21 protein-coding genes are annotated in these 26,540 nt (G+C 39.1%); 20 read left to right on the top strand and 1 reads right to left on the bottom strand.

The genetic code is table 11. The annotated features are described in order from the left end of the window. The first annotated feature begins 81 nt into the window (after window positions 1-81). The 20 genes from rhaA to MPH60_RS11945 all read left to right on the top strand — a co-directional run bounded on the left by rhaA (window position 82) and on the right by MPH60_RS11945 (window position 25,385). Window positions 82-1,335: an L-rhamnose isomerase gene (gene rhaA / locus MPH60_RS12040; RefSeq protein ID WP_241588905.1), complete on the top strand. Its 1,254-nt coding sequence runs from the start codon at window positions 82-84 to the stop codon at window positions 1,333-1,335. A 1,021-nt stretch (window positions 1,336-2,356) separates the two neighbouring features. Continuing rightward, a complete protein-coding gene (locus tag MPH60_RS12035) occupies window positions 2,357-3,394 on the top strand; it encodes an autoinducer 2 ABC transporter substrate-binding protein (RefSeq protein ID WP_241588903.1) in 1,038 nt (345 codons plus the stop codon). After that, entirely contained in the window at window positions 3,384-5,255 is a 1,872-nt protein-coding gene (locus MPH60_RS12030; protein WP_241588902.1) for a cache domain-containing sensor histidine kinase, read from the top strand. The genes MPH60_RS12035 and MPH60_RS12030 overlap by 11 nt, the downstream gene beginning before the upstream one ends. After that, window positions 5,221-6,834, top strand: a complete 1,614-nt coding sequence (locus tag MPH60_RS12025) for a response regulator (RefSeq protein ID WP_241588900.1) — start codon at window positions 5,221-5,223, stop codon at window positions 6,832-6,834. The genes MPH60_RS12030 and MPH60_RS12025 overlap by 35 nt, the downstream gene beginning before the upstream one ends. Window positions 6,835-7,004: 170 nt before the next feature. Next, window positions 7,005-7,694, top strand: coding sequence for a ribulose-phosphate 3-epimerase (rpe, locus tag MPH60_RS12020; RefSeq protein ID WP_241588899.1), 690 nt, complete (start codon window positions 7,005-7,007; stop codon window positions 7,692-7,694). Continuing rightward, window positions 7,691-8,662 (top strand): ribokinase, encoded by a 972-nt coding sequence (rbsK, locus tag MPH60_RS12015; protein ID WP_241588898.1) that lies wholly within the window; start codon window positions 7,691-7,693, stop codon window positions 8,660-8,662. Before rpe ends, rbsK begins: the two co-directional genes overlap by 4 nt. Window positions 8,663-8,685: 23 nt before the next feature. Next, a complete protein-coding gene (locus tag MPH60_RS12010; RefSeq protein ID WP_241588897.1) occupies window positions 8,686-10,233 on the top strand; it encodes a sugar ABC transporter ATP-binding protein in 1,548 nt (515 codons plus the stop codon). Further along, entirely contained in the window at window positions 10,230-11,213 is a 984-nt protein-coding gene (locus tag MPH60_RS12005; protein WP_241588896.1) for an ABC transporter permease, read from the top strand. Before MPH60_RS12010 ends, MPH60_RS12005 begins: the two co-directional genes overlap by 4 nt. Before the next feature lie 15 nt (window positions 11,214-11,228). Continuing rightward, window positions 11,229-12,203 (top strand): ABC transporter permease, encoded by a 975-nt coding sequence (locus MPH60_RS12000; RefSeq protein WP_241588895.1) that lies wholly within the window; start codon window positions 11,229-11,231, stop codon window positions 12,201-12,203. Window positions 12,204-12,272: 69 nt separating this feature from the next. After that, the gene (locus MPH60_RS11995) at window positions 12,273-13,310 is read left to right on the top strand and encodes an autoinducer 2 ABC transporter substrate-binding protein (RefSeq protein WP_241588894.1); all 1,038 of its coding nucleotides are present in this window, start codon (window positions 12,273-12,275) and stop codon (window positions 13,308-13,310) included. Window positions 13,311-13,405: 95 nt separating this feature from the next. After that, a complete protein-coding gene (locus MPH60_RS11990) occupies window positions 13,406-15,070 on the top strand; it encodes a ribulokinase (RefSeq protein WP_241588893.1) in 1,665 nt (554 codons plus the stop codon). Beyond that, on the top strand, window positions 15,070-16,530 hold the full coding sequence (rhaB, locus tag MPH60_RS11985) for a rhamnulokinase (protein WP_241588892.1): 1,461 nt from the start codon (window positions 15,070-15,072) through the stop codon (window positions 16,528-16,530). Before MPH60_RS11990 ends, rhaB begins: the two co-directional genes overlap by 1 nt. A gap of 15 nt (window positions 16,531-16,545) precedes the next feature. Continuing rightward, window positions 16,546-17,841, top strand: coding sequence for a class II aldolase/adducin family protein (locus MPH60_RS11980; RefSeq protein WP_241588890.1), 1,296 nt, complete (start codon window positions 16,546-16,548; stop codon window positions 17,839-17,841). Window positions 17,842-17,960: 119 nt separating this feature from the next. Then, the gene (locus MPH60_RS11975; RefSeq protein ID WP_241588889.1) at window positions 17,961-18,722 is read left to right on the top strand and encodes a DeoR/GlpR family DNA-binding transcription regulator; all 762 of its coding nucleotides are present in this window, start codon (window positions 17,961-17,963) and stop codon (window positions 18,720-18,722) included. A 298-nt stretch (window positions 18,723-19,020) separates the two neighbouring features. Further along, window positions 19,021-19,920, top strand: a complete 900-nt coding sequence (locus MPH60_RS11970; RefSeq protein ID WP_241588888.1) for an ABC transporter ATP-binding protein — start codon at window positions 19,021-19,023, stop codon at window positions 19,918-19,920. Then, the gene (locus MPH60_RS11965) at window positions 19,913-21,163 is read left to right on the top strand and encodes an ABC transporter permease (protein WP_241588887.1); all 1,251 of its coding nucleotides are present in this window, start codon (window positions 19,913-19,915) and stop codon (window positions 21,161-21,163) included. The genes MPH60_RS11970 and MPH60_RS11965 overlap by 8 nt, the downstream gene beginning before the upstream one ends. 138 nt (window positions 21,164-21,301) lie before the next feature. After that, the gene (locus MPH60_RS11960) at window positions 21,302-21,604 is read left to right on the top strand and encodes a hypothetical protein (protein WP_241588886.1); all 303 of its coding nucleotides are present in this window, start codon (window positions 21,302-21,304) and stop codon (window positions 21,602-21,604) included. Between the two features lie 728 nt (window positions 21,605-22,332). Then, window positions 22,333-22,671: a metal-sensitive transcriptional regulator gene (locus tag MPH60_RS11955; protein ID WP_272492778.1), complete on the top strand. Its 339-nt coding sequence runs from the start codon at window positions 22,333-22,335 to the stop codon at window positions 22,669-22,671. 16 nt (window positions 22,672-22,687) lie between these two features. Further along, the gene (copZ, locus tag MPH60_RS11950; protein WP_241588885.1) at window positions 22,688-22,894 is read left to right on the top strand and encodes a copper chaperone CopZ; all 207 of its coding nucleotides are present in this window, start codon (window positions 22,688-22,690) and stop codon (window positions 22,892-22,894) included. Window positions 22,895-22,997: 103 nt separating this feature from the next. After that, the gene (locus tag MPH60_RS11945; RefSeq protein WP_241589047.1) at window positions 22,998-25,385 is read left to right on the top strand and encodes a heavy metal translocating P-type ATPase; all 2,388 of its coding nucleotides are present in this window, start codon (window positions 22,998-23,000) and stop codon (window positions 25,383-25,385) included. A 165-nt stretch (window positions 25,386-25,550) separates the two neighbouring features. Here MPH60_RS11945 and MPH60_RS11940 read toward each other — a convergent pair whose 3' ends face one another. Continuing rightward, the gene (locus tag MPH60_RS11940) at window positions 25,551-26,054 is read right to left on the bottom strand and encodes a DinB family protein (protein WP_241588884.1); all 504 of its coding nucleotides are present in this window, start codon (window positions 26,052-26,054) and stop codon (window positions 25,551-25,553) included. Window positions 26,055-26,540: the final 486 nt, after the last annotated feature.

Raw genomic sequence — 26,540 nt, 5'->3', positions numbered from 1 at the left:
TAAGTGAAGAATAGATGATTAGGAAAAGGTAGTAAGAATCGTGGAGTAATCAATTCAATCCGTTAAAAAGGATGGGACGTTATGACAATTAAAGAACAGTACGAAGCAGCGAAACAAGCGTATGCGAATTGGGGAATTGATGTTGATATGGCACTCGAAACACTGAAAAAAGTGCCCATTTCGATTCATTGCTGGCAGGGTGATGATATTGCTGGATTTGAAGTGAACAAAAGTGAATTATCGGGCGGAATTGATATAACGGGAAATTATCCAGGAAAAGCCACTACGCCGGAAGAGCTACGCATGGATCTTGAAAAAGCGCTATCTCTTATTCCGGGGAAACATCGGGTCAATTTGCATGCCATTTATGCGGAAACAAATGGAGAAGCAGTCGAACGCGATCAGCTTAAGCCAAAGCACTTCGAAAACTGGTTGAATTGGGCTAAAGAAAACGGTCTTGGTTTGGATTTTAACCCGACACTATTTTCCCATGAAAAAGCAGCAGACGGCTTGACACTTTCTCATCCAAATGAAGAAATTCGTGAATTCTGGATTGATCATTGCATCGCAAGCCGAAAAATCGGAGAGTACTTTGGCCGTGAACTAGGCAAGCCCTGCTTAACAAATATATGGATTCCAGACGGCTACAAAGATATTCCAAGCGACCGTTTAACACCGAGAAAGAGATTAAAAGAATCTCTTGATCGAATTTTTACAGCAGAAATGGATGAAACATGTAATTGGGATGCAGTAGAAAGTAAAGTATTCGGTATTGGCTCCGAGTCATATGTCGTAGGATCGCATGAATTCTACCTTGGCTACGCACTGAAAAATAACAAGATTTGTTTAGTGGATACAGGTCATTATCATCCGACTGAAACTGTATCGAACAAAATTTCTTCGATGCTATTATACAGTGATAAACTGGCACTTCATGTTTCGCGCCCGGTTCGATGGGACAGTGACCACGTCGTAATCTTAGACGATGAGCTTCGTGAAATTGCACTTGAAATTGTTCGCAATGATGCATTAAACCAGGTGATCATTGGTCTTGATTTCTTTGATGCCAGCATAAACCGTGTTGCTGCCTGGACGATTGGTACTCGTAATATGATTAAAGCCCTCTTATATGCCTTACTTGTACCGAACGATCATTTGAAAGAACTGCAAGAAAAAGGCGATTTTACAGAGCGCCTAGCATTAATGGAGGAATTTAAAACCTATCCATTTGGTGCAATTTGGGATTATTACTGTGAGCAAATGAACGTGCCGGTGAAGGAAAGCTGGCTGATGCAAGTAAAAGATTATGAACGTGATGTGTTAGCCAAACGTTAAATTAAGGCTATCCTGAATCGGCAAACCGATGTGTGACTAATTCATATGAATAAAATGGGGTCTAACGATTCGTCCCGAATGAATGATCTGGAATTTACGGAGTATTACAAAGGGATGGAGAAAAAGTAAAAAAGTTTTGTTATAAATTACAAAATTAATATAGTTAAAAGGAAAACTAATTAGAAAGGTAATTCCTTTATAAAATATACCTATAACGATCTATGACACAGGTCTTTCTATGGGTATATTTTATTTTTTTTGATTGCACGTTAATAAAACATGAAAGCTAGTCAATTTGTACTCGAAATGTAAAATTCCGGAATGAGAGTCTCGTGCACCATATTGTTTAATCAGTTGAAAATGAGACTGAGGATTGAGGAAGAATCGTTAAGGTAACTTTTTCAAAAAGGGGGAGGATGTGGAATTGAAGGTATCAATCTACAGTTTAAAATAATAAAAGCACTATGATAAAAGGATATAGAAAAGGTAATGATAGACTGCTTTGTAGTTTTTCAATACAACTAAAAATGAAATACAATGAGCAAGCGAAACTATATGAAAATATTATTTGAATTTTAAAAATATTTGTAAAATTGAATTGACAAACCTTTCAAAAACAGTAAAAATCATTAATACAAAGAAAAAGTGATGAGGTTCAAATGTACAATGGAGGTATTTTTAAAACATATAGAAGAGAATGATAAAGGCGTTCACTCTTGATGCTAAAATATGATTTTTCCAGTTTCCATTCCGCTTTTCGTGTAAGTTAGTAGTTGAACATAACAGAGAAGCTCATGGATGGAAAATAAATGGTAGGGAAATCTGAAAGTATTTAAAGATTTCCTATTTTAATAAAGAAAGTAAGGTCATACTCTAGGTAAGATTTATCATTTATGAAACCGTTTTCTTAGAAAGAACGGTGAATGTAACCCGAGGAGAAAAGCATTTCTTAAGTCATTCCTTATTACAATATCCATGATACGTGCTAATGTTTAGAATTTAAGAAAGAAGGTAGCTAATCATGTTAAGGATGCCCATCTTTTTTATTTTGTTTTTATTTATACTAAGCGGCTGTAATCATTCTTCAGAATACGAGATTATTTACAATGATGAAGAAAGTGTCGACGTCACTACAAAACCTGTCGAGAATAAAAAAGATTCGTATACGATAGCTGTTATACCTAAAATTGACGGTATTCCTTATTTTAAAGCGGTAGAGGAGGGGGCGTTGGAGGCGGGAAAAGACTTAGGTGTTAAGGTCATATATACAGGCCCACCTACCCCCAGCTCTGAAAAGCAGGAAGAGATTATAACAAAATTAATTGAAAAAAAAGTGGACGTAATTGCCGTATCTGCAAATGATCCATATAAGTTAGGTACGGTGCTTCAAAAAGCAAAGCGTAAAGGAATCAAGGTGATCACCTGGGATTCTGATACTAATGCAACATACAGAAGCTTTTTTGTGAACATGATAGATCCTGAGATAATCGGCAGGCATGTAATGGATACTCTCGCTATTGAAATGGAGGAAAAAGGGGAGTTTGCGATTATGACGGGATCTCCTACCGCTGCCAATCTTAATACATGGATTGATTGGATTCAAATCCAACAAAAAGAATATTATCCAACTATGAGACTAGTTGAAGTGGAATATACAAACGAAGATATTCATAAAGCGTATAAAGTAACACAAAATTTATTTAAAAAATACCCGGACCTAAAAGGAATTATTGGTATTTCAACGGTTAACCCTCCTGCTGCGGCTCAGGCTGTGAAAGATGCAGGGAAAATCGGCGAGGTTGCCGTAGTCGGTACATCGACTCCTAATTTAATGAATGAGTATTTACAGGAAGGGGCTGCCCAGACCATTACGTTATGGAGTCCACAAAAGTTGGGTTACTTGACTGTTAGCCTAGCAAAAAACCTATCGAATGATGAATTTCCTTATGAAGGACAGAACATTAAGAACATAGGCAGGATTAAATTCAACGGTGATATGGTCATTATGGGAGAGCCCATCGATTTTACAAAGGGAAATGTGAACCAGTATGATTTTTAAAGGGAAAAAGCCCATCCAGATAAAAAACTTGCGTTTAACAACAAAACTAGTTACAACCTATACATTATTAACGGTTCTACCAATGGCCTTCCTTGGGTTCATTGCATATTGGCAATACACAAAATCAATAGAAGAAGAAGTAGGCGAATATATTCCCCGTCTTGTCAAACAGGTTAATGGCAACATTGAAAATGACATTCAAAAACTAGAGACCTTACCTGATTTAATTTATAATTCCGGTGATGTTATGGCTATTTTAAGAGACAGCCAACCAAAAAAAAAATCGGTTTTGCTACACGATGAATATATCATGAAGAGTTATTTGACAAGGACCTATTTAAATAACAATTCATCTCATATTTTGGGGGCGTTTCTAGTTTCCAAGAATCGTACATTTGCAAGTACAAGTCTGCATTATGACAGTTTTGGATTTGAAGATGGGTCCTTGCCATATGCAGATGACCTAGGACTGATAGGCGAGATGCAGTTGCTCCTTCCTAACCAGACTAATTTAACGTTTGAAGGGGATCCCTCCTATTTCATGCTGGTCAAACCAATTACTGATTTCGATAATAGAAAAAATTTAGGAACGCTCTATATAGCCATCGATGTAGCCTTTTTTGAGCAATCACTACGGGATTTGCAAAAGGAAGAGAATGTTACGATGTGGATCATGAATAAGCGAGGGAAGATCATTTATCATAAGGATCATTCAAAAATTGGTTCTGTGGAAAAAGGAATACATGATTTCCCATTACTGAATGGTAGTTTTCGTACAGAAATAGATGGAAAACGGAATTTAATCAGTATAAGTGAATCAAATGAGCTGCCATGGGTACTCGTTCACAGCATGCCAATCAAAAATATGACGGAAAAAACGGATGTTATCCGAAATGTGACAATTTTCGTTTTTATCCTGTTCACACTCATTACTACATTGATCTCTATCTTTTTTGCCTGGACCGTTACACGTCCACTAAACGAATTAGGCGATATCATGAAGCGGGTGGAAAAAGGTGATTTATTAGTAGATATACCCATACATTCCAAGGATGAAGTCGGGATGCTCGCGAACAGTTTTCGGTCAATGCTTGCAGAGATAAGAGAACTGATTCAAAAAAACTATCACATTGAACTGCGAAAAAAAACAGCTGAATTATACGCCCTTCAATCTCAAATAAATCCTCACTTTATGTATAATACGCTGGAAACCATAGGTATGGCTGTGGAGGAAGGAGAGAGCGATGAAGTCGTGAAGATGGTGACACTGCTTGGTAGAATGATGCGCTTTTCAATCAGTAATAAAGAAAGCTTGGTTCCTATAAACAGTGAGGTTCAGCACATTGAAGATTATTTAAGCATCCAACAATTCCGTTTTGAAGATCGTTTGCATTTTATGATAGAAAAAGGGACTGATGTGGTTGATTATTATATACCCAAGTTTGTTTTACAGCCAATCGTTGAAAATTCCATTAAATATGGATTGGAAAAGAGAAAGGAAATAGACATTCAAATACATATTTCTGAAGAGGAAACTCAGACAGGTGAGGAAGATCTTTTGCTGATAGTCAGTGATAACGGACCAGGGATAACAGAAAGCAAATTATTAGAATTAAATGAAAAGTTACGTTTAGATCCAATGATGAAACGAGACTCTGGCTTTGGGATTATCAATGTAAATGCAAGAATTGGCATGATGTTCGGGGAACAATATAACCTTCAAATTAATAGCAAATACGGAAAGGGAACGAGTGTGGTTATACGACTTCCTAAAATAAATGCCCAACAAGTAAGCATGTATGTTCAAGGAGAGGAGAAAAACAGAGATGATACAAAGGGTCAGGACGGTCATTGTAGATGATGAACCAAGGATAAGAAGAGGCATAGAAAGACTAGTACAATCTTGTGGGGAAGAGTGGCAGGTTGTTGGTGTTTACTCCGATGGCCAAGAGGCCTACGATGCAATTATCAATCAAATAGAAGAAGTTGATGTATTAATAACAGATGTACAGATGCCAATCATGGACGGGTTAACGTTAATTCAACATTTGAAAAAAACTAAACCAACGCTATTTCCATTCATTATAAGCGGGTATGATGATTTTCTCTATGTACAGACTGCCCTAAGGGAAGGCGCTGTCGATTATATATTGAAACCGATTGATCGAGAAAAGTTTAAACTGCAGTTGAAGATTGTGCAGGAAAAAGTAATTGAGGAGCGAAAGGAAAGGGAAAAGATAGGAGAAATAGAAGAAAGAGCCTTGATATTAACCCATGAAAAGCAACTTCAACTGCTAATGGAAATAACGTGGAAAGATGCAATGGACTTATCATTACTTGAATGGACGCGGCAATTTCCAGAAGGAAGCTATTCCCTGATCCATATTGGAATCGATCATACATTTGCCAAAACCCAAAGTTTTTCACCAGAAGATTGGGGGAGATGGAATGGAGTAATAAAAAAACTTATAAAAGACTTACTAGATGATCATTCAACTCATTGGATGTGGAAAGATAGTCTACATGCGAGTTGGTTATTGATTAAGAATACTCCCCATACAGCTTTGGAGCAATTGTGTATAACATTAAAGACAACTGTCCAACGGCAAACCCCTTTTACGATTTCTATTGCCCTTGGGAATGAGTTTAATGACCTTACCCTTTTAGTAAATATGAAAGATGAATTACGATCTACCTTGCAATATCGAATGATTCAAGGAGGCAATAAAATTTTCAAAACTGAAATGCTTAAACATGTATCCTATGATAAAGTGATCGAAGTACCGCCATCCATCTATAAATGGGCAGAAGAGACAGTGGAGGCGATGGAGCATGGGGAAGAAGCTGCCATACGTTCTCTCAGGCAATTTTTTAACGAATTGAAAGATGTTACTTCCCCTTTCATAATACAAGAATCGGTTCGTTATTTGTCTATTAGAATTATTAATAGATGGATTAAAAGTGAAGGTTTTAAAGAGCTTCCGCTATTACTTGAGGAAGCATTTAGCATTGCCAAGAATTCTTCTCATTTTAATCATCTAAAAAAGGAGACGGAGCGCTGGGTCATGAATATGTTAAAAAAGCAAGCAGCATTTCAAAATGACCAAACAGATCCCATACGCCAGGCAAAAGAATGGATTCTAAAACATTTAGGCGACAACGTCACAATAAAAAAAATTGCTAATCATGTCCATTTAAATTCAACCTATTTTTGTGAGTATTTTAAAAATCAGACAGGTGAAACCGTGCTTGACTATGTAACAAATGAAAGGTTAAAAGTGGCCAAGGAATTATTAAGTCATACAGATTTAAAGATTTACGATATTGCTTCAAAAGTAGGCTATCAAGATACCAAATATTTTAGTCGGCTGTTTAAGCAATGGACAGGACAACTGCCGTCTCAATATCGAGATACTCATGAGTTTTCTGTCAAAATGTAGAAGCTTCCATTCTGGAGCTTTTTTTTATGTCTACATTGAAAATGTCCCGAAGAAAATCCCCCCTACCCGAATTTTATCACCTACCAGCTTATGCTAATTCCCTTTATAGTGAAAGTATCAACAAAGAAAGCGCTTTCTCGATAAAGACGAAATGGAACGGGAGTGTTTATATGACCTTAATTGGACCCTCACTTATGTGTGCAGATATGGGGAATTTACAAGAATCAGTAATGAGATTAGACCGTGCAGGTGTTGATTTCTTTCATCTAGATATAATGGATGGATCGTTTGTTCCTAATTTTACAATGGGCCCGGATCTAATTAAACGCATTAGGCAATTCTCGGATAAACCATTTGATATTCACTTAATGGTTGAAAGACCGGAAGACCATTTAGATCTTTTCATTCAGTCGGGGGCAGATATGATTTCCATACATGCAGAGGCAACTGCCCATTTACAGAGATCATTACAAAAGCTGAAGAATGATGGGATTAAGGCAGGGGTAGCCTTAAATCCATCAACCCCTATCACAGAGCTTGAACATGTATTGGATGTAATCGATTATGTAACGGTAATGACGGTGAACCCTGGTTTTGCCGGGCAGTCTTTTGTACCGCTTATGTATAAGAAAATAAAAAAGATAAAAGAATTAATTCAATCGGAAGGCTACCAAATTGATATTCAGGTAGATGGAAACATTGGGTTCGAAACCATTCCGGGTGTATTGAAAAATGGAGCCGACATGTTGGTTTGTGGTACGTCCTGTTTATTTAAAAACGATGTATTACTGGAAGATGCCGTTGGCCAACTCCGGGCATTCTTAGAGCAAATGAAAATGAAAAACGAGGGTTGTGCATGAAAGGGATTGTAGTGGTAGGGAGTATTAATATGGATATTGTCGCAATCACTAATCAGTATCCAGCCCATGGGGAAACGATCTTCGGAAAAAATATGAAACTATTAAGTGGTGGAAAAGGCGCAAATCAAGCAACGACGTGCGCTAAACTTGGAAAACCAGTAAAACTAATCGGTGCGGTTGGCGAGGACTCATTCGGGCATGAAATAGAACGTTCTCTTCTTCAAAATAAAGTGAACATATCCTCCTTGAAACATGTTACAGAACATCCAACTGGATGCGCAGTCATTACAGTAGATGCTACCGCAGAAAACACCATGCTTGTCATTAAAGGGGCCAATGAACATTTGAAAAGAAGTGATATTGACATTTGTTTTTCCACCATCAGTGATGACTATGCTGTTTTACTTGTACAGATGGAAATTCCTGATGAAGCTGTTCTACAAGCCATGAAAAGGGCTAAAGAAAAAAATATGTTTATTATCCTGGACCCTGCTCCGGCAGAAGGAGTAACGACTGAAGCACTGACGTATGCCAATTTGATTACGCCGAATTGGCAGGAAACAAAAGTGTTGACTGGGATCGACGTCAACTCGAAGGAAAGTGCATGCCAAGCGGGTGTTTACTTTAAGAATCATTTTGGCGTGGAGAATAGCATTATTAAGTTGGGCCACAAAGGAGCATTGGTTTATCAAAACGGTGAAACAAACTTTATCGAGCCCATTGCTGTAAAAGCTGTTGATACAGTGGGGGCAGGAGACTCGTTCGCAGGTGCTCTTGCCTGTGCCATTGCTGATGGGGAGACGATTGAATCAGCAGCCGAGTTTGCTTCAATTGTAGCGGCGATGAAGGTAACGAAAATAGGGGCCCAAGATGGTGTACCGAGGCTAGCAGAAGTGGAACATTTTTGTGAAACCAATAACATTCATTACTATGGAAAAAAACAAAAGTTGAATCAAATTTATGACTGATTAAGGTTGGAAAGGAGAGAAACATGTCTGATTTCTTATTGCAAATGACGAATGTCAGTAAAACCTTCCCAGGTGTAAGAGCACTGGATAGCGTTCAGCTTGAAGTGAAAAAAGGAGAAGTTCATGCGTTAATAGGTGAGAATGGGGCTGGGAAATCAACGCTCATTAAAATATTAGCTGGCATTTATCGGCCGGACCCAGGCGCCAAGTTTTACTTTGAAGGAAGAGAAGCCGAAATTCAAAAACCGATTGATGCAACGCTTAAAGGTATTTCAATCATTTATCAGGATTTAAGTTTATTTTCTAACCTATCTGTAGCTGAAAATATCTATATTGGCCGGGATAGTGACAAAAAACCATGGAAAAAGATTAGATGGAAGGAGATGGAGGATACAGCAAAACGGGCACTTAAAGAACTAGAATTTGAGATTGATGTACATACACCCGTTGAAAAATTAAGCATTGCTCAACAGCAGCTGATTGAAATCGCCAGAGCTCTAGCTTTTGATTCCAAGTTGATTGTAATGGACGAACCGACTTCATCCCTATCCGCAGGGGAAGTTGAAAAGCTTTATAAAGTTATACAAAAATTAAAGGATCGCGGAATTTCCATAATCTTTGTCAGCCACAAGTTAAAAGAGTTATTTACCGTTTCCGATCGATTTACAATATTGCGCGATGGGAAATATGTAGGCACTTATGAAACTGAAGAACTTGATGAAGATAAATTAATCACTCTAATGGTGGGACGTCAGATTTTATATAAAAAGAATATGGTAAAAGGAAAAACGGGAAAAACTCTTTTGGAACTGAATGGTTTATCAAAAGAAGGTAACTTTAAGGATATTTCCTTTGAATTGAAAGCTGGAGAAGTCCTTGGAATTACAGGACTTGTCGGATCAGGAAGAACAGAGCTTGCACAGGCGATATTTGGGGTCAACAGGCCCTACGATGGAAGTATGAAAATAAATGGGGTTTCTACTAAAATCAAGTCTTCTGAACATGCTGTCAAACAAGGGATTGCATATATTCCAGAAAGTAGAAAAACGCAAGGACTCATCCTTCGCCAGTCCATAATCAATAATATTTCATTACCTGTTTTGAAACAATTGAGAAATAAATTCAAATTGATTAAGCGAAAGGAAGAAGTTAAGCTGGCCGATCATTATATGAAAACGCTAGATGTTAGACCGGCTTTGCCTAAAAGAGCAGCTGGTGACCTGTCAGGTGGAAATCAACAGAAAGTCGTGATCGGCAAGTGGCTTTCTACTAAACCACAAATCCTAATTATTGACGAACCGACGAATGGGATTGATATTGGGGCGAAGTCAGAGATTCATAAGTTAATGAGGGAACTGGCTGCTGAAGGAATGGGCATTATTGTGATTTCTTCAGAGCTACCAGAAGTACTTGCTGTCAGTGATCGAATTTTGGTCATGAGACAAGGAAGAATAGCCGGAGAACTTGGTATAGAAGAAGCGACACAGGAAAATATCATGAATTATGCTCTGCTTGGTTCTCAATCTCCTTCCAAAAAAGGCCTGGCGCTAAAAGAGGAGGTACGTGCATGAACGCCATTTTGAAGTCGAAGGAAATCAGCATCGCAATGATTGTTTTGCTTCTATGTATTACATTGACATTCTTAAGCCCGTATTTTTTAACCGTAGACAATTTGCTGGATGTACTAAAAGGGAATGCTGTACTTGGAATTCTGGCTGTCGGTATGACACTTGTAATCATCACTGGAGGGATTGACGTATCGGTCGCCGCTGTTACAAGCGCTGTCTGTGTCATCGTTGGAAAAGTAATGATGCTAATGCCTGATCATCCCATCTCTATACTATTACTCTTTTTGATTGGGCCATTTCTTGGGGTTTGTTTAGGTGCACTGAATGGACTGCTTGTTGCAAAGGTTCAAATTCCAGCTATTGTCGTGACACTTGGAATGATGAGTATCATTAATGGGCTCGTGTTGTACATTACGAATGGACAGTATTTGAACAGCAGCAGTTTTCCAACCGTATTCATCAAGTTTGCTAGTTTTGAGCTGTTTGGTATATCTATCATCATTCTAATTTTTATCGCCGTAGCTCTGTTTACTTGGTATATTTTGAAATACACATTAATCGGTCGCGAAGTATTGGCGATTGGCGGTAATAAAGATTCAGCCATTCGGGTTGGGATAAATTTTGACAAAGTTCAGATATTTGTTTTCTCCTATATGGGGTTTCTTGCAGGAATAGCAGCCATTGCTCAAACATCATATACAAAGGCTGTGGATCCTAATGGAATGCTAGGTCTGGAGTTGATGGTCATAGCAGCCGTTGTTTTGGGCGGTGCGAACATCATGGGGGGGCGCGGTACCATTTTGGGAACGGTTTTGGGCGTTCTTCTGCTAGGCATTGTACAAAATGGTCTTATCTTGGCAAAAATTGATACCTTCTGGCAAAAAGTATTCACTGGATTGATTATATTACTGGCTGTGTCATACGATCACATTCAATATAAGCGCTCAAAAGATAAGTTAGCAAAAATTGAAGTGGAAGCGTAAGAAAGAGGTGAAAAAATGAAACGGCTCTCAATATCAAAAGAAAATACTTTAGGTGTCATTACAGCAGGCTTGTTTGTGTTAATGAGTTTTTCAATACCTGGTTTCTTTTCTTCAAATAATTTAACCAATATGATGTTCCAGCTCCCGGAGTTTGGCTTAATCGCTTTAGCAATGATGGTAGTGATTGTAACTGGAGGGATTGACCTATCGATTACGTATACAGCTGCCTTGTCTGGCGTGACAATCGCACTTATGGCAAGCAGCGGATACCCAATGCTCGGCGCAACCTTAATCGGTATACTAGTCGGGCTGAGCTGCGGATTGATTAACGGCGTACTCATCTCAAAAATCGGTGTTTCGCCTATACTGGTAACACTCGGAACGATGGTGCTTTTTGAAGGTTTGATCTTAAGCATTACGAAAGGAAATTCAATTTCAGGATTCAGTGAGGGTTATAGCCTAATTGGAAACGGTTACTATATGGGGATCGTTCCTCTTTCCATCATTATTTTTGTACTATTTGCAATATTAACAGCTATATTGCTGTCAAAAACCAAATGGGGCAGAAGTGTTTATATGGTGGGTAGCAATCCGATCGCCACATTATTTTCAGGGGTAAATAATAGCAAGGTATTAATGAGGGTTTACTTATATGCGGCCCTTCTTGCCACAATTGCTTCTATTATTATGACATCCCGTTATAATACTGCAAAAGTGGATCTGGGATCTTCTTATTTATTACAAAGTGTAGCGGCAGCCGTGCTTGGCGGAACGGAAATTCAAGGTGGTTATGGCAAAGTTATCGGCACTGTTTACGCAGTGGTCATTTTCCAAATGTTATCAAGTGGATTGAACTTAATGGGTGTACCACGATCGATTGTGACTGTAATGATGGGGGTTATTTTGATCACGGTATTGGTCATAAACTTCGTGAAAACGAAAGTAGATGAAAAAAGTCAAAAGAATGTACCTTCAAACTCTGTAGCGTAATTTACAGGACCATGTAATCTCTGAAAATACTTTAGAAAAAAATAAGAAAAAAATTCAAGGGGGATCATTATGAAGAAAATGACGGGGATCTTAGCAACAGCTATTTTAGCTGGGGGACTGTTAACAGGCTGTGTATCACAAGAAGGGGCATCGGGGAACAGTGAAAAAGAAACAAGTGGTGGAAGTGGTAATGAGAAGTTGAAAATTGCCGTAGTTCCAAAATTAATGGGGATACCATATTTCAATGCTTCTGAAAAAGGAGCGATTCAAGCAGGTAAAGATCTTGGAGTGGAAACCATTTACACAGGACCTACCGAACCGGATGCTGCACAGCAAGTAAAAGTCATTGAAGACTTAATTAGTCAAGATGTGGATGTAATCGCCGTAGCACCAAATGACGCTGCATCACTCTCACCAGTCCTTCAAAAGGCGAAGGATGAAGGAATAATTGTAATGGATTGGGATACACCAGCTGATCAATCCCTTGTAGAATTATCCGTCCACCAAATAGACGATGAAGCATACGGTCGCCATATCGCTAAATCCCTCGTAAAACAAATGGGTGTTGAAAAAGGGCAAATCGCTATATTAACTGGAGGGCTATCAGCTGCTAACTTAAACACCTGGATTGATGCAGCAAAAAAAGAACTGGAAGAGAATTATCCAGGTATTGAATTAGTATCGGATAAAATCGCGACAGATGAAAAACAACAGGTGGCATACCAAAAAACACTGGATTTAATAAAATCAAATCCTGAATTAAAAGGAATCATGGCTTTTTCTACTCCGGCACCTCTTGGGGCAGCCCAAGCTGTTCAGGAAAAAGAACTGCAAGATGATATTACAGTTGTTGGAACTGCTTTACCGAAAGACTCTTCACCATACTTAAATGATGGATCTCTAGATGTAGCCATTCTTTGGGAGCCAGACAAACTAGGTTATTTAACTGTTGCCCTCGCCAAACGTCTAGCTGAAGGGGAGAAACCAGAAGATGGTTTGAAAGTTGAAAATGTAGGAGAAATTGACGTGTGGGAGGATGGAAAAACAATCATCATGGGACCACCGACAGATTTTACGAAAGACAATGCAGCTGATTTTAATTTTTAAGGTTAGATAGACCTAAAAGTCCCCTCTCCACTATCTAGAGGGGACTTTTTATTAAAAATCATTGAGTGACTTGCATGTTAGGAGATGTTGAAGGGATGAATGAGAAATATACAATTGGAATTGATTTTGGCACTGAATCAGGAAGAGTGCTGTTAGTAGATATAACGAACGGAAATGAAATGGCTACACATGTTACATCTTATCGTCATGGAGTAATGGCTAATAGGCTTCCAGACGGACGGAAACTTGAAAAAGATTGGGCTCTCCAGCATCCAGGTGATTATTTGGACGTTTTATACACTTCTGTTCCTGAAGTGATTCGGTTAAGTGGAGTAGATGCGAATGATGTGATAGGAATTGGAATCGATTTTACCTCATGTACCATTTTGCCTATTGATAAGAAGGGAAATCCCCTTTGTTTTGATGAGAAATGGAAAAGGGACCCTCACAGTTGGGTCAAATTATGGAAGCATCATGCCGCACAAAAAGAAGCGGATGATATTACACGCATTGCACAGGCAACGAATCAACCATTCCTGCAACGATATGGCGGGAAAATTTCTTCTGAATGGATGTTCCCCAAGATATTACAAGTGTTGCGTGAATCACCTGATATCTATGAAGAAACGGATCTATTTATGGAAGCCGGAGATTGGATTACCTTCCGTCTGACGAATGAGCTGGTACGCAGCAGTAATATGAGCGGTTATAAAGCATTTTGGGATAAAAAAGATGGATATCCAGACCCTGCTTTTTTAGCGGCTATTGATGAACGGCTTCTGAATATACTGGAAACAAAAATGCGTGGTGAAGTGTTACCCATCGCTGGGCGGTCGGGTGGTTTAACAGAAGGGATGGCTAAGAAGATGGGGTTGAAACCTGGTACGGCTGTTTCTGTATCCATAATCGATGCCCATGCAGGTGTTCCAGCTGTAGGAGCTGTCCATTCAGGCCAATTTGTGATGACGATGGGAACCTCTACTTGCCATATGTTAATTTCTGAGAAAAAACAAACAGTTGAAGGTATTTGTGGAGTAGTGGAGGATGGAATAATTCCGGGATCATTCAGTTATGAAACGGGACAGGTGGCTGTTGGCGATTCGTTTGCATGGTTTATTGAGCAAACTGCTCCTGAGTATGTAAAGAAAGAAGCTGAGCAAGAAGGTGTTAATCTTCATGGCTTACTGGAAAAAAAGGCTTCCTGCTTAATGCCTGGTCAATCTGGGTTGGTGGCGTTAGATTGGTGGAATGGCAACCGAACAGTCCTTGTAGATGCGAACTTGTCAGGTGTGATTGCAGGGATTACTCTTTCTACGAAGCCGGAAGAAATATACCGTGCGCTTTTAGAATCAACAGCTTTTGGAACAAGGAAGATCCTTGAAACCTTTGAAAATGACGGTATAGAGATAAACGATTTGTTTGCCTGTGGCGGATTACCTCAAAAAAATAAACTATTAATGCAGATATATGCCGATATTTTAAATCGTGAAATTAAAATCGCGGATGGGGAACAAGTGGTTGCATTAGGAGCAGCCATATACGCTGCCACGGCTGCCGGCCGTATAAATGGTGGGTATGATTCCATAGAGGAGGCATCCTCTAAAATGGCAAAAGTAAAAGAAGATACTTTTATACCGGTTAAAGAAAATGTAAGTATTTATCAACAACTTTATGCTTATTATTTAGAACTGCATGACTACTTTGGCCGTGATCATATTTCCATCATGCATGGTTTAAAGAAATTGAGGAGTGTGGACTAATGATACATATTGCGGTGGATATTGGTGCTTCAAGTGGCCGGCTGGTCTTAGGGAAAATGGAGAACGGGAAATTAGTAATTGAAGAAATCCATCGATTTGCGAATGGTTTCACCACCCAAAATGAAACATGTTTTTGGGATATTGATCATTTATTGAATGAAATCTTAAAGGGGTTAGAGTCAGCAAAAAAGCTTGGATACGACCACTGTACACTTGGAATTGATACGTGGGGAACGGATTACGTATTGTTGGATGATGATGGACACAGAGTGCAAGAAGTTATCTCTTATCGTGATAAGCGCACCGAAAATACAATCGAAAAGGTCACAAGAACACTACCTAAAGAAATCATTTATCAAAAAACGGGGATTCAATTCTTATCATTTAACACGTTATACCAATTGTACGAAGAAGATATTAAGAACCTGAAAGTCACTAGAAATGTCATGACTGTGCCAGATTATTTAGGTTACTGCCTAACGGGGAAAAAGGTCACAGAAGTTACAAGTGCTTCTTCAATGCAATTATTGAATATAAACACGAAGAACTTTGATGAAGAGTTACTTAACCTGATTGCATTGTCAAAAGATCAATTCCCGCCTTTTGCTAACCCGGGAGAACGATTAGGGAAACTGATGAAAGAACGTTTTTCTACTTTTGATCTTCCCGATACAGAAGTGATTATCGTTGCTTCACATGATACTGCTTCCGCCATAGTTGGTTCACCTGGTAATGGCGAGAAATGGGCCTATATTAGTAGCGGAACGTGGTCGTTACTTGGGATTGAAAGCGATAAACCGATAGTGAATGAGTTAGCCCTTAAAAATAATTATACAAATGAATGGGGTGCATACGGAACCTACCGCTTTCTGAAAAATATCATTGGCATGTGGGTTATTCAAGAAGTCAGAAGACATTTAAAGGAAGACTATAACTTCGAGCAGTTTGTATATGAGGCAGAGAAAATAAATGAGTGCAGACAGTTCATCAACTTTAATGATAAACGATTTTTAAATCCAGAAAATATGATTCAAGAAATTCAGCAGTATTGTCGGGAGACGAATCAGGAGATTCCACATACAGTGGGGGAATTAGCGAACTGTATATTTACAAATATGTCTATTATTTATGCGATTTCCATTCGGCAAATAGAAGAGATAACCGGGAAAAGAATCGAGCAACTTCATATTGTCGGAGGAGGGGCGAAAAATGAATTCGTTAATCAACTTACGGCAGACCTTAGCGGGAAAACCATATACGCTGGACCAACAGAGGCTACAGCGATTGGGAATATTCTAGTTCAAATGATCTCAGACAATGAAATAAGCGATTTACAAACGGCACGTCAGTTAATACAACACTCGTTCCTTATAAAAAAATATGAGCCAAAAGAAAAAAATGAATCATCCCTGATTGAAAAATTCAAACAAGCAATTTCCATGAAAGAAGAATGTAAATAATAGGAGTGATAAAGTATGAATGAAAATCTGCATCCAGCCGAACAAATTGTTATGATCATGGAACGTGTCTATAAATATGGCATGACAACAATTTCAGGAGGAAACCTTTCAATTCTAGATGAAAATGGTGACCTTTGGATTACGCCATCGGGCATTGATAAAGGAGCATTAACCATGGATGATATCATGTGCGTCAAAAAGGACGGTACATTCATAGGGAAACATAAACCATCGGTAGAGCTTCCTTTTCATCAAGGAATTTATGAAGCAAGGCCTGATATAAAAGCTGTCGTACATGCACATCCCCCAGCATTGGTTTCCTTCAGTATGGCTCGTAAAGGACCAAACCCAAAGTTGCTTTTACATGCATATAAGAGTGTAGCAGATTCCCTTCAGGTTGCACCCTATGCGATCCCTGGAAGCGACAAATTAAAGGAAAATATTTCGGCTGAATTTGCAAAAGGAGGGGATGCGGTCATATTGGAGAATCATGGTATTGTGGTAGGGAAACCCACTATATTTGATGCCTTTATGTTGTTTGAAACCCTTGAAGATACTGCTTGTATGGAAATAAATGCAAGGAATATAGGGGAACCATCTGAACTGACCGAACAAAATTTACAAGAAATAGATTTATATAAAGCGGATAAATTAACACAGATAGAAATGAATCATCATTCCGTCGAAGAGGTTTCTTGCCGTCAAGAAATGATCAGGTTATTGGAACGGTTATACGATCGTCAGCTTTTTACAAGTATCTCAGGCAGCTTATCAACACGCCTTAAAGATGGATCTATTTTAATCACGCCTTCTCAACAGGACCGTAAATATATTAAGGAAGATGAATTGGTTCTGATTCATCAGGAGTTTAGTGAAGCTGGGAAGGAACCATGTGAGTTTTTTGAGCTTCATCAAAAAATATATGAGTTAAACCCGGAGCTTACATCCGTAATCATTGCCAACCCAAGATTTTTAATGGCCTATGCAGTGACAGATGTTAAATATAATACACATATAATTCCAGAGGCCTACATTGTTCTTCGGGATATAGATAAAGTGCCTTTTGGAATGGGAGAAGATCATAATAGAATGATTGCAGAGAAACTAGCAGAGGATAATCCTGTCCTATTAATTGAAAATGGGTATGCAGTTGTCTCAGGAAAAAGTTTACTGAGTGTATTTGATAGGCTAGAAGTAGCTGAATATAGTGCAAAAGCATTGGTGTACGCTAAAAGTATTGGCAAAGTAATCGATATTAGTGATGAAGATATCGAAGAAATTATTGAAGGTTTTAAGCTAATTGCCAAATAACGATATCAATGAAAAAAGGCAGTTCCAAAGCTCTCTATTTATATAGGGGGCTTTATATATGTTACAATACAAAAACAAACAAAAGTAAACAAAGATTATATAGATAGGAGAAAGTTGGTATGCTTGTAGCTCAAAGACACCAAAAAATTGTCGAACTCGTAAATGAACGTTCGAGTATTCGTGTTACAGAATTAAGTGAACTCTTTTCAGTAACAGAGGAAACAATCCGACGTGATCTCGAAAAGCTTGAGAAAGAAACAAAACTAAAACGCAGCCACGGCGGTGCCGTTAGCTTGCAAGAAGATGATTCGGAAATCCATTTTTCTGAAAGAGTGATAACAAATGCCAACGAAAAAAAAGTGATAGCATATGAAGCGGCAAAGCGGATAGTGGAAGGTGACAGGATTATTTTAGATGCAAGTACAACTGCCTGGTATATGTCAAAAGCCTTACCAAACATACCGTTAACGGTTATAACCAATTCCACCAAAGTGGTCATGGAATTGAGTAAAAAAGAAAAAATAGAGGTTATTTCAACCGGGGGAAGATTGCTGTCAACGTCTTTATCATTTGTCGGTCCGATAGCAGAGAAATCATTAACGATGTATCATGTCAACAAAACGTTTTTGTCTTGCAAGGGGATTCACTTAGAAGAAGGACTCAGTGATTCTAATGAAGGGCAGGCTTTATTAAAAAAGAAAATGATCGAAAGGTCGGATGCAGTGATCCTGATGGTGGATTCCTCAAAGTTTGGAATAAAGGCGTTTTCTTTAATCGTACCGACTAGTGAAGTGGATGAGGTCATTACGGATAGAGAAATAGATGAAGCATCAAGAAAATTACTTGAAAAAAGAAATGTAAAAGTAACGATTGTAAAATAAGTTAGATTCATTGGCGACAATTGTGAAATGTGTCCTTTAAAGCGAGCAATCTATAACTTATATAGGTTGGGTATCTTTACGCTACCCAACCTATTTTTTATTGCCTCGTTTTCAAAAAAGGGCTTTCAGTTTAGTAACATGCCCGTGTTAGGGTAAAGGGCACGTGAAACGTTAATTTTTTCTGGGGATTTGCATATAATCGAAGAAGAAAAAGAGTTATTTAGTCCTGGGTGATAGTTGAAATTGGAAAACCTTTCCGTTAACATATAATAAGAATCATATTTTAGGAGGTTTCGCATTGGTTTTACAAATTAAAGAAGTTACGAAAAAATTTGGGGAATTCACAGCGGTCAACAAGCTTGATTTAACTATCCCTGAAAAAGAAATGTTCGGCTTTTTAGGCGGGAACGGAGCAGGGAAAACGACCACGTTCCGGATGATACTCGGCCTGCTTGACCCCACTGAAGGGGAAGTGATCTGGGATGGTAAGAAAATCGATTATACGACGAGTTCATTGATTGGCTATCTTCCTGAGGAGCGCGGACTATATCCAAAACTTAAGGTGCGCGATCAAATTGTGTATTTGGCTAGATTAAGAGGGATGAACAAAAAGGATGCTTTGAAAGAGTTAGAGTATTGGCTAGACCGCTTTATGGTACCCGAGTATATTGATAAGCGAGTTGAAGAGCTATCAAAGGGAAATCAGCAAAAAATCCAGCTTATCGCTTCCATGATCCATAAACCTGAATTGCTTATCCTGGACGAACCCTTCAGCGGACTGGATCCGGTGAATGTGGAAATACTGAAGAAAGCTGTCATTGACTTAAGGGACAGCGGCACGACGATCGTTTTCTCGAGCCATCGCATGGAGCATGTCGAGGAGATGTGTGAGCATCTTTGCATCATGCATAAAGGTTCCCCTGTTGTGGCAGGAAAATTAAAAGAAATCAAGCGTTCTTTTGGTAAAAAGAATGTCTCAATTAAAGCTGATTTTGATCTATCTTTCTTGGATACTTATTCAGGCGTAACAAAAGTCAAGAACACGATGGAAGGGAAAATTCTTCAAGTCACAGGTGAAGATGTGGCTGAGAATATGATTCGTGATCTTGTTCCAAGAGGTTTCGTCAGGAAGTTCGAATTGGAAGAACCATCGCTGACGGATATATTTATTGAAAAAGTAGGTGCCGTCTATGAATAACTTTTGGATTGTCCTTTCCCATACATATCTCTCAAAATTAAAAACGAAATCCTTTATCATATCTACAATCATTATGATGGCACTGATTCTCGTTCTTTCGAATCTTTCGAACCTTATTGATAAATTCGACAGTGATGAACAGGAAAAGGTTGCCGTCATCGATCAGACCGAAGGCAGCTTATTTGATCCCTATAAAAAAGCGGTAGCAGGTGTGAACGATGACCTATCGATAATATCCGCCCAAGATGAAAAGGAAGCGGAGGGAATGGTCAGTGCGGAAGAAATCGTAGGGTATTTGTTAATCGAAAAGGATGAAACTCTCGGCTTCAAGGGAACATATAAAGCGAATCAAATTTCTGATTCTGCGGTAAGTAATGATTTGCTTTTAGCGCTAACCCAATTGAAGGGGCAAATAACCGCGAAGGAATTGAATTTGACAGAGCAGCAAATCGCTCAATTGAATACGCCGCCAGCATTTGATACGATTGCGCTTCAGAAAAATGCAAAAACGGAAGAGGATCTCAATCAGGCACGAGGTCTCGTGTATGTTCTCTTATTCGTGATTTACTTCGGTGTGTTGATGTATGCAACGATGATTGCAATGGAAGTGGCTACTGAAAAAACTTCACGAGTCATGGAAATCCTGATTTCAAGTGTCCCTCCAGTCACACAGATGTTTGCCAAAATAATGGGTGTTGCATTGCTTAGTCTTACTCAAATGATCTTATTTTTTGGAGTGGGCTATTTCTCGATTAAACAAAACTTGACAGGTATGGATGAAGGATTCTTTTCATTTTTCGGTTTCGGCAGCACCGATATCTCAACGATCATTTATGCAATCATCTTCGCTTTACTTGGTTATTTTCTGTACGCGACTCTTGCGGCATGCCTTGGGTCCGTTGTCAGCAAAATTGAAGATGTCCAGCAAATGATTTCACCGATGACCATGTTAGTTGTCATCGCCTTCATGATTGCGATGTTTGGACTGGGGAATCCTTCAGCCAGTTATATTACGATCACATCATTCATTCCATTTTTCACGCCAATGATCATGTTCTTGCGTGTAGGGATGCTTGAAGTTCCATTTTGGGAAATCGCCATCAGCATTGCAGTCTTGATCTTAACGATTGTTTTACTTGGAATAATCGGAGCAAAAATCTATCGGGGTGGTGTCTTGATGTATGGAAGCTCAAAATCACTAAAAAGCATCAAGAATGCCTTGCAATTATCCAAGAAAAATTAACATGAAACCTGGATCCTTCATTCCTGTTGGAGGTATTCAGGTTTTTTTAAGATAATAATATAGAAACGAAAAGTAGCATAGTTATAAGGGAACATAAATATATTCCATTTATGCAGCCACGATTAGGAGTGAATTATTATGAGCAATCTGGTAACGATGACGATAGCTTCAGAAGCGTTTCTCTTGCTATCCTTCATCATTATTATTTTATCGACCAAGAATCCGAAAAGGAATGTTCTCTGGGTCATCCTGTTCATCATTGGAGCTGCACCGCTTTTATATTTAGCCATAGATCATGTGAAAAACGATTATATGGACGCAAATATCGGATTGGGCCTTGCCTTTATGTTTACCTGGGTATATAGCGTTGCAGCCTTTATCATTGCCATCATTCTTTTAGTGAAAAAGAAAAGGGATAATAATATTTCAAAAGAACTGTGATAATCACATTTGGAATCTAAAATTAAATAAAAATTAAAAGCCCGCAGGCAAACTCGTAGAAAAAAGAGGTTGCCTGCACTTTTTTCTTTGAAAAGTCGCAGTTCCTTTCAGCAGGAGCATGTTATTCGACCGTCGAGGCAGTTATTCGACCGTTCAGAGATATATTCGACCTACATCGCCAATAATTCGACCGTTCAGAGATTTATTGGACCTACATCGCCAATAATTCGACCGTTCAGAGATATATTCGACCTACATCGCCAGTAATTCGACCGTTCAGAGATTTATTGGACCTACATCGCCAATAATTCGACCGTTCAGAGATATATTCGACCTACATCGCCAGTAATTCGACCGTTCAGACAGTTTATTCGACCTTCATCTCATAATAATCCGTTCCCTTTCAAGCCTTTGCACCGCATATTTCAGTGGGGACCAGTGGCTTGCCTGTTAATTCGGAAGGATTATCGCAAATGACATCTACAGTCATGCTGAGGACACAGGTTCGCCAATGTTTTTTGTGTTTAATAAACTGCCTGTATACAGCAAATAGGCTCTTGGCAGGCAAGGATTTGGATTGATTAACTCACAAAATGTGCGTTTCTTAGCTTAAGAATAGAAAATGATAATAAACGAATAGTAATAAAAAGGAACATAAATCTTATTCTTTGCATAGGGTAGTAGGGTATGGTATATTAATTTTCGAGGAGGGATGGTTAATGGATGAAATGATGAGTGGGCAAGAAATGATGAATGAAGAAGATTGCTGTACGACCTCTTCCCACGGCCGAAAGAGTCATCACTCAGAAGCAGTAAAAAAGAATTTAACGACCCGGTTAAATCGAATTGAGGGTCAAATTCGCGGTATAAAGGGTCTTATTGAAAAAGATACGTACTGTGATGATGTGATCACCCAAATAGCAGCTACACAAAGCGCGATGAATAGTGTGGCCAAGATCTTACTGGAAGGGCATCTAAGGAATTGTGTGGTTGAACGCCTGAATGAAGGGGATACAGAGGTTATAGATGAAGTGCTTGTAACGATACAAAAATTAATGAAAAAATAAAGGAGTAGTGGTTGAAATGGAAAATGTAACATTGAATGTAAGTGGGATGTCTTGTGGACATTGTGTGAATGCAGTTGAAGGGAATGTAGGGAAACTTGCAGGTGTTGAAAGTGTAAAAGTGAATTTGGATGCCGGAAAAGTGGATGTAGCGTTTAATAAGGAAAAAGTAACACTTGAGAAAATAAAAGAAACAATCGATGATCAAGGCTATGATGTCGAGTAAGTTATGAGAGTGCTGTTAAGCACTTCTTTTTTACGAAGATTTATACCCCATAGCGGTATAGGAAGGCGGGGATGATGTGAGCGGCCAAATAAAAGAAACAAGTATGCAGATTACAGGTATGACTTGCGCTGCCTGTGCTAACCGAATTGAAAAAGGGTTAAACAAAATGGAAGGCGTTGAGGAAGCCACCGTTAATTTGACTCTTGAGAAATCGGTCATTAAATATGATTCGGAAAAATTAAGCAACAAGGACTTTGAAAAGAAAATTCAAGATCTCGGTTATGATGTAGTAAAAGAGAAAACGGAATTTACGATTACTGGCATGACCTGTGCGGCTTGTGCTAACCGAATTGAAAAAGGGTTAAATAAGTTGGATGGAGTAAGCATGGCCAATGTGAATCTTGCGCTCGAAAATGCGACCGTCGAATATGATCCTTCCGAAGCCTCCCCAGTTGACATCATTCAACGGGTGGAGAAGCTGGGGTATGGGGCGGTCATCAAGGAAGATAATATGGAATCCGTGGATTTCCGTCAAAAAGAAATTCAAAAACAAAAGAATACATTCATCTTTTCGGTCGTATTATCTTTTCCATTGTTATGGGCGATGGTAAGCCATTTTAGTTTTACTTCGTTTATCTATATGCCTGATTTCCTCATGAACCCTTGGGTGCAAATGGCATTCGCGACACCCGTGCAATTTCTGATTGGAAAGCAGTTTTATGTAGGGGCATATAAAGCCCTGAGAAATAAAAGCGCCAATATGGATGTATTAGTCGCAATGGGAACATCCGCTGCCTATTTTTACAGTGTTTATCAGGCGATCATTTCGATGGGATCCCATCACAATACGGCACAGCTTTATTTCGAAACTAGCTCGATTCTTATCACCCTCATTCTTTTAGGAAAGCTGTTTGAAGCAAAAGCAAAAGGACGTTCTTCCGAGGCCATCAAAAAATTGATGGGGCTTCAGGCTAAAACGGCACTGGTTGTAAGAAATGGGGAAGAACGGGAAATACCACTTGAGGAAGTCATCGTAGGGGATACGATTTTGGTGAAGCCGGGTGAAAAGATACCTGTCGATGGAGAAGTAGTCGAAGGGAACTCTGCCGTCGATGAATCCATGTTAACGGGTGAGAGCATTCCGGTGGATAAAACAAACGGGGATACTGTAATCGGTTCAACATTGAATAAGAATGGGTTTATCAAAATGAAGGCGACAAAGATCGGAAGGGATACAGCTCTTTCCCAAATCATCAAAGTGGTTGAAGATGCACAAGGTTCCAAAGCTCCGATTCAACGTCTTGCTGACCAAATTTCCGGTGTCTTCGTTCCAATTGTTGTCGGGATCGCCCTTTTAACTTTTCTGGTTTGGATGATATGGGTTAACCCTGGAGAATTCACCCCGGCTTTTGAAGCGATGATTGCAGTGCTAGTTATAGCCTGTCCATGTGCTTTAGGTCTGGCCACTCCTACATCGATCATGGCTGGATCAGGTAGGGCCGCCGAATTCGGTATTTTATTTAAAGGCGGGGAACACCTGGAAACCACTCACCATATAGATACGGTCATTTTGGATAAAACGGGAACAGTAACGAATGGTACCCCAGTGCTGACCGATGTCCTCATCGAAAACGGTATGGAAGAAGAACAGTTTTTATCTCTAATCGGCTCAGCTGAAAAACAATCTGAACACCCTCTTGCGCAATCAATCGTTCAAGGAATTCAAGCAAGACAGATATCACTTGCTATGGTTGAGGAATTTGAAGCGATTCCTGGTTATGGGGTAAGAGCTGTAGTGAATCAAAAAGTGTTATTCGTGGGAACGCGTAAATTGATGAAGCAAAATAACGTCGATATTACTAAGGCACTTACAGCGATGGAAGAACTAGAAGAGCAAGGGAAGACCGCGATGCTCGCTAGCATTGAAGGGGAATATGCAGGACTCATTGCCGTTGCCGATACGATAAAAGATACCTCGCTTACGGCGATTAAAAGGTTAAAAGCAATGGATATCCAGGTCATCATGATAACCGGGGATAATCAAAGAACAGCAAATGCCATCGGCAAACAAGTCGCTATAGACCAAGTGATTGCAGAAGTCCTTCCTGAAGGGAAAGCGCAAGAAGTCAAAAAACTGCAGGCCGCCGGTAAAAGAGTGGCAATGGTCGGAGATGGGATAAATGATGCTCCTGCACTGGCGCTAGCCGATATAGGAATGGCTATAGGAACCGGGACGGACGTAGCCATGGAAGCTGCCGATATCACTTTGATCCGGGGGGATTTGAACAGTATTGCAGATGCAATCCTCATGAGCAGGAAAACGATGCGAAATATCAAACAAAACCTATTTTGGGCTTTTGCCTATAATGTAATCGGAATACCAATTGCGGCAATCGGACTGCTTGCACCGTGGTTAGCGGGTGCTGCAATGGCCTTCAGTTCTGTATCAGTCGTATTGAATGCACTTCGCCTTCAACGGGTAAAGCTCTAAAAAATCATGTAACATATAATGAAGGCTTTGCTACTGACTGAATATGAACATATCACGAACGTTTGGATTTTCATATAATAAAAGCCGATGATTCCTTGGCAAGAGGATCATCGGCTTTCATCTGGAATGAGCAGATCATGTTCCCTCGAGCTTGCCATACCGAGTTTACTTTAAACAGTAAAATACATAATCTGTAGGTGCGCCACGCTCGCCTTGTTGATGGAGCATCGCGGACACATTACCGCGATGATAGGTCCCATGATTCACTACATGATGGATGAGGTCGGCAAGTACAAACTCACAAACCCCCATTTTGGGATGTTCAGTTACAATCGTCCGTTCGAGATCAGGCTGTGAAGTAAGAAAATTGTCATATTCTTTTGCAAGTTCATCATAGCAGGATTCCAGTTCATTTAATGAGATTCCGTCCACTTCTTTCCGCCGCTGTTCAACTTTCCTAAAAGTTTCTTGGATGGTGCTTCCTTTCATTACCTCCAACCAGGTAATATCTGTTGCGTAAAGGTGAACAAGGACTTCCTTGATGGATGGAAAGACACTTTTTATCGTGTCAGCATAGACTCCCGCCGGTAATTGTTTTAAGTTTTGGAACACTTGCTGATTAGCCCAAACATGGTAATCATACATTTTCTTGGCACGGTTCTTTTCCATTTTTTCACTCCTTCAATTGTTACATATCCTTTTCTACATAATATAAAAAATACCTCTATAAAAAATAAAGGTCATCCTGTAAAGAAAAATTTTTTTTTGATAAGTGAATAAATTTGTTTTTCACCAAAAAAACTGCTGAACGTTCCACTTAGTTCCCAATACTAATCTATTCTTATTGTCTTTATTCATAATGATGTTGTTTGAATTATTAATCCAATAATTTTCCATTAAGATAACTTAAAGTTTAGTAGAGCCTAAATAAAAGAAGTGGGGTAGACACTTTACATAAAGTTTTTTAGAAGGTATCTGACAGTTTGTCCATGCAATTGCCTCGTTTTATACATACCATGATAAAAGATGCTATCCTGCTACTATTATTACGTTTAATTACCATCAATGCTGTGTCACCATTGTTAAGGGGGTCTATCCACTTTTAATCATATTGCAGTAGAGTCAGAGTAAATGATTAAAGGTTTCTCAAGTGGG

The organism is Peribacillus sp. Aquil_B1 (assembly GCF_022603275.1).
GTDB lineage: Bacteria > Bacillota > Bacilli > Bacillales > DSM-1321 > Peribacillus.
Note: the sequence above shows the minus strand (reverse complement) of the source record. Positions and strands in the feature narration are given on the sequence as shown.

Bases quoted from the DNA above. Each gene is read 5' to 3' on its own strand.
- MPH60_RS11975 (WP_241588889.1), top strand. From the start codon at position 17,961: ATGCTTGTAGCTCAAAGACACCAAAAAATTGTCGAACTCGTAAATGAA.
- MPH60_RS11995 (WP_241588894.1), top strand. From the start codon at position 12,273: ATGAAGAAAATGACGGGGATCTTAGCAACAGCTATTTTAGCTGGGGGA.
- MPH60_RS11960 (WP_241588886.1), top strand. From the start codon at position 21,302: ATGAGCAATCTGGTAACGATGACGATAGCTTCAGAAGCGTTTCTCTTG.
- copZ (WP_241588885.1), top strand. From the start codon at position 22,688: ATGGAAAATGTAACATTGAATGTAAGTGGGATGTCTTGTGGACATTGT.
- MPH60_RS11990 (WP_241588893.1), top strand. From the start codon at position 13,406: ATGAATGAGAAATATACAATTGGAATTGATTTTGGCACTGAATCAGGA.
- MPH60_RS11965 (WP_241588887.1), top strand. From the start codon at position 19,913: ATGAATAACTTTTGGATTGTCCTTTCCCATACATATCTCTCAAAATTA.
- rhaA (WP_241588905.1), top strand. From the start codon at position 82: ATGACAATTAAAGAACAGTACGAAGCAGCGAAACAAGCGTATGCGAAT.
- MPH60_RS11940 (WP_241588884.1), bottom strand. From the start codon at position 26,054: ATGGAAAAGAACCGTGCCAAGAAAATGTATGATTACCATGTTTGGGCT.
- MPH60_RS11945 (WP_241589047.1), top strand. From the start codon at position 22,998: ATGCAGATTACAGGTATGACTTGCGCTGCCTGTGCTAACCGAATTGAA.
- MPH60_RS12010 (WP_241588897.1), top strand. From the start codon at position 8,686: ATGTCTGATTTCTTATTGCAAATGACGAATGTCAGTAAAACCTTCCCA.
- MPH60_RS11980 (WP_241588890.1), top strand. From the start codon at position 16,546: ATGAATGAAAATCTGCATCCAGCCGAACAAATTGTTATGATCATGGAA.
- MPH60_RS12030 (WP_241588902.1), top strand. From the start codon at position 3,384: ATGATTTTTAAAGGGAAAAAGCCCATCCAGATAAAAAACTTGCGTTTA.
- MPH60_RS12035 (WP_241588903.1), top strand. From the start codon at position 2,357: ATGTTAAGGATGCCCATCTTTTTTATTTTGTTTTTATTTATACTAAGC.
- rbsK (WP_241588898.1), top strand. From the start codon at position 7,691: ATGAAAGGGATTGTAGTGGTAGGGAGTATTAATATGGATATTGTCGCA.
- rpe (WP_241588899.1), top strand. From the start codon at position 7,005: ATGACCTTAATTGGACCCTCACTTATGTGTGCAGATATGGGGAATTTA.
- MPH60_RS12000 (WP_241588895.1), top strand. From the start codon at position 11,229: ATGAAACGGCTCTCAATATCAAAAGAAAATACTTTAGGTGTCATTACA.
- MPH60_RS12005 (WP_241588896.1), top strand. From the start codon at position 10,230: ATGAACGCCATTTTGAAGTCGAAGGAAATCAGCATCGCAATGATTGTT.
- MPH60_RS12025 (WP_241588900.1), top strand. From the start codon at position 5,221: ATGATACAAAGGGTCAGGACGGTCATTGTAGATGATGAACCAAGGATA.
- MPH60_RS11955 (WP_272492778.1), top strand. From the start codon at position 22,333: ATGATGAGTGGGCAAGAAATGATGAATGAAGAAGATTGCTGTACGACC.
- rhaB (WP_241588892.1), top strand. From the start codon at position 15,070: ATGATACATATTGCGGTGGATATTGGTGCTTCAAGTGGCCGGCTGGTC.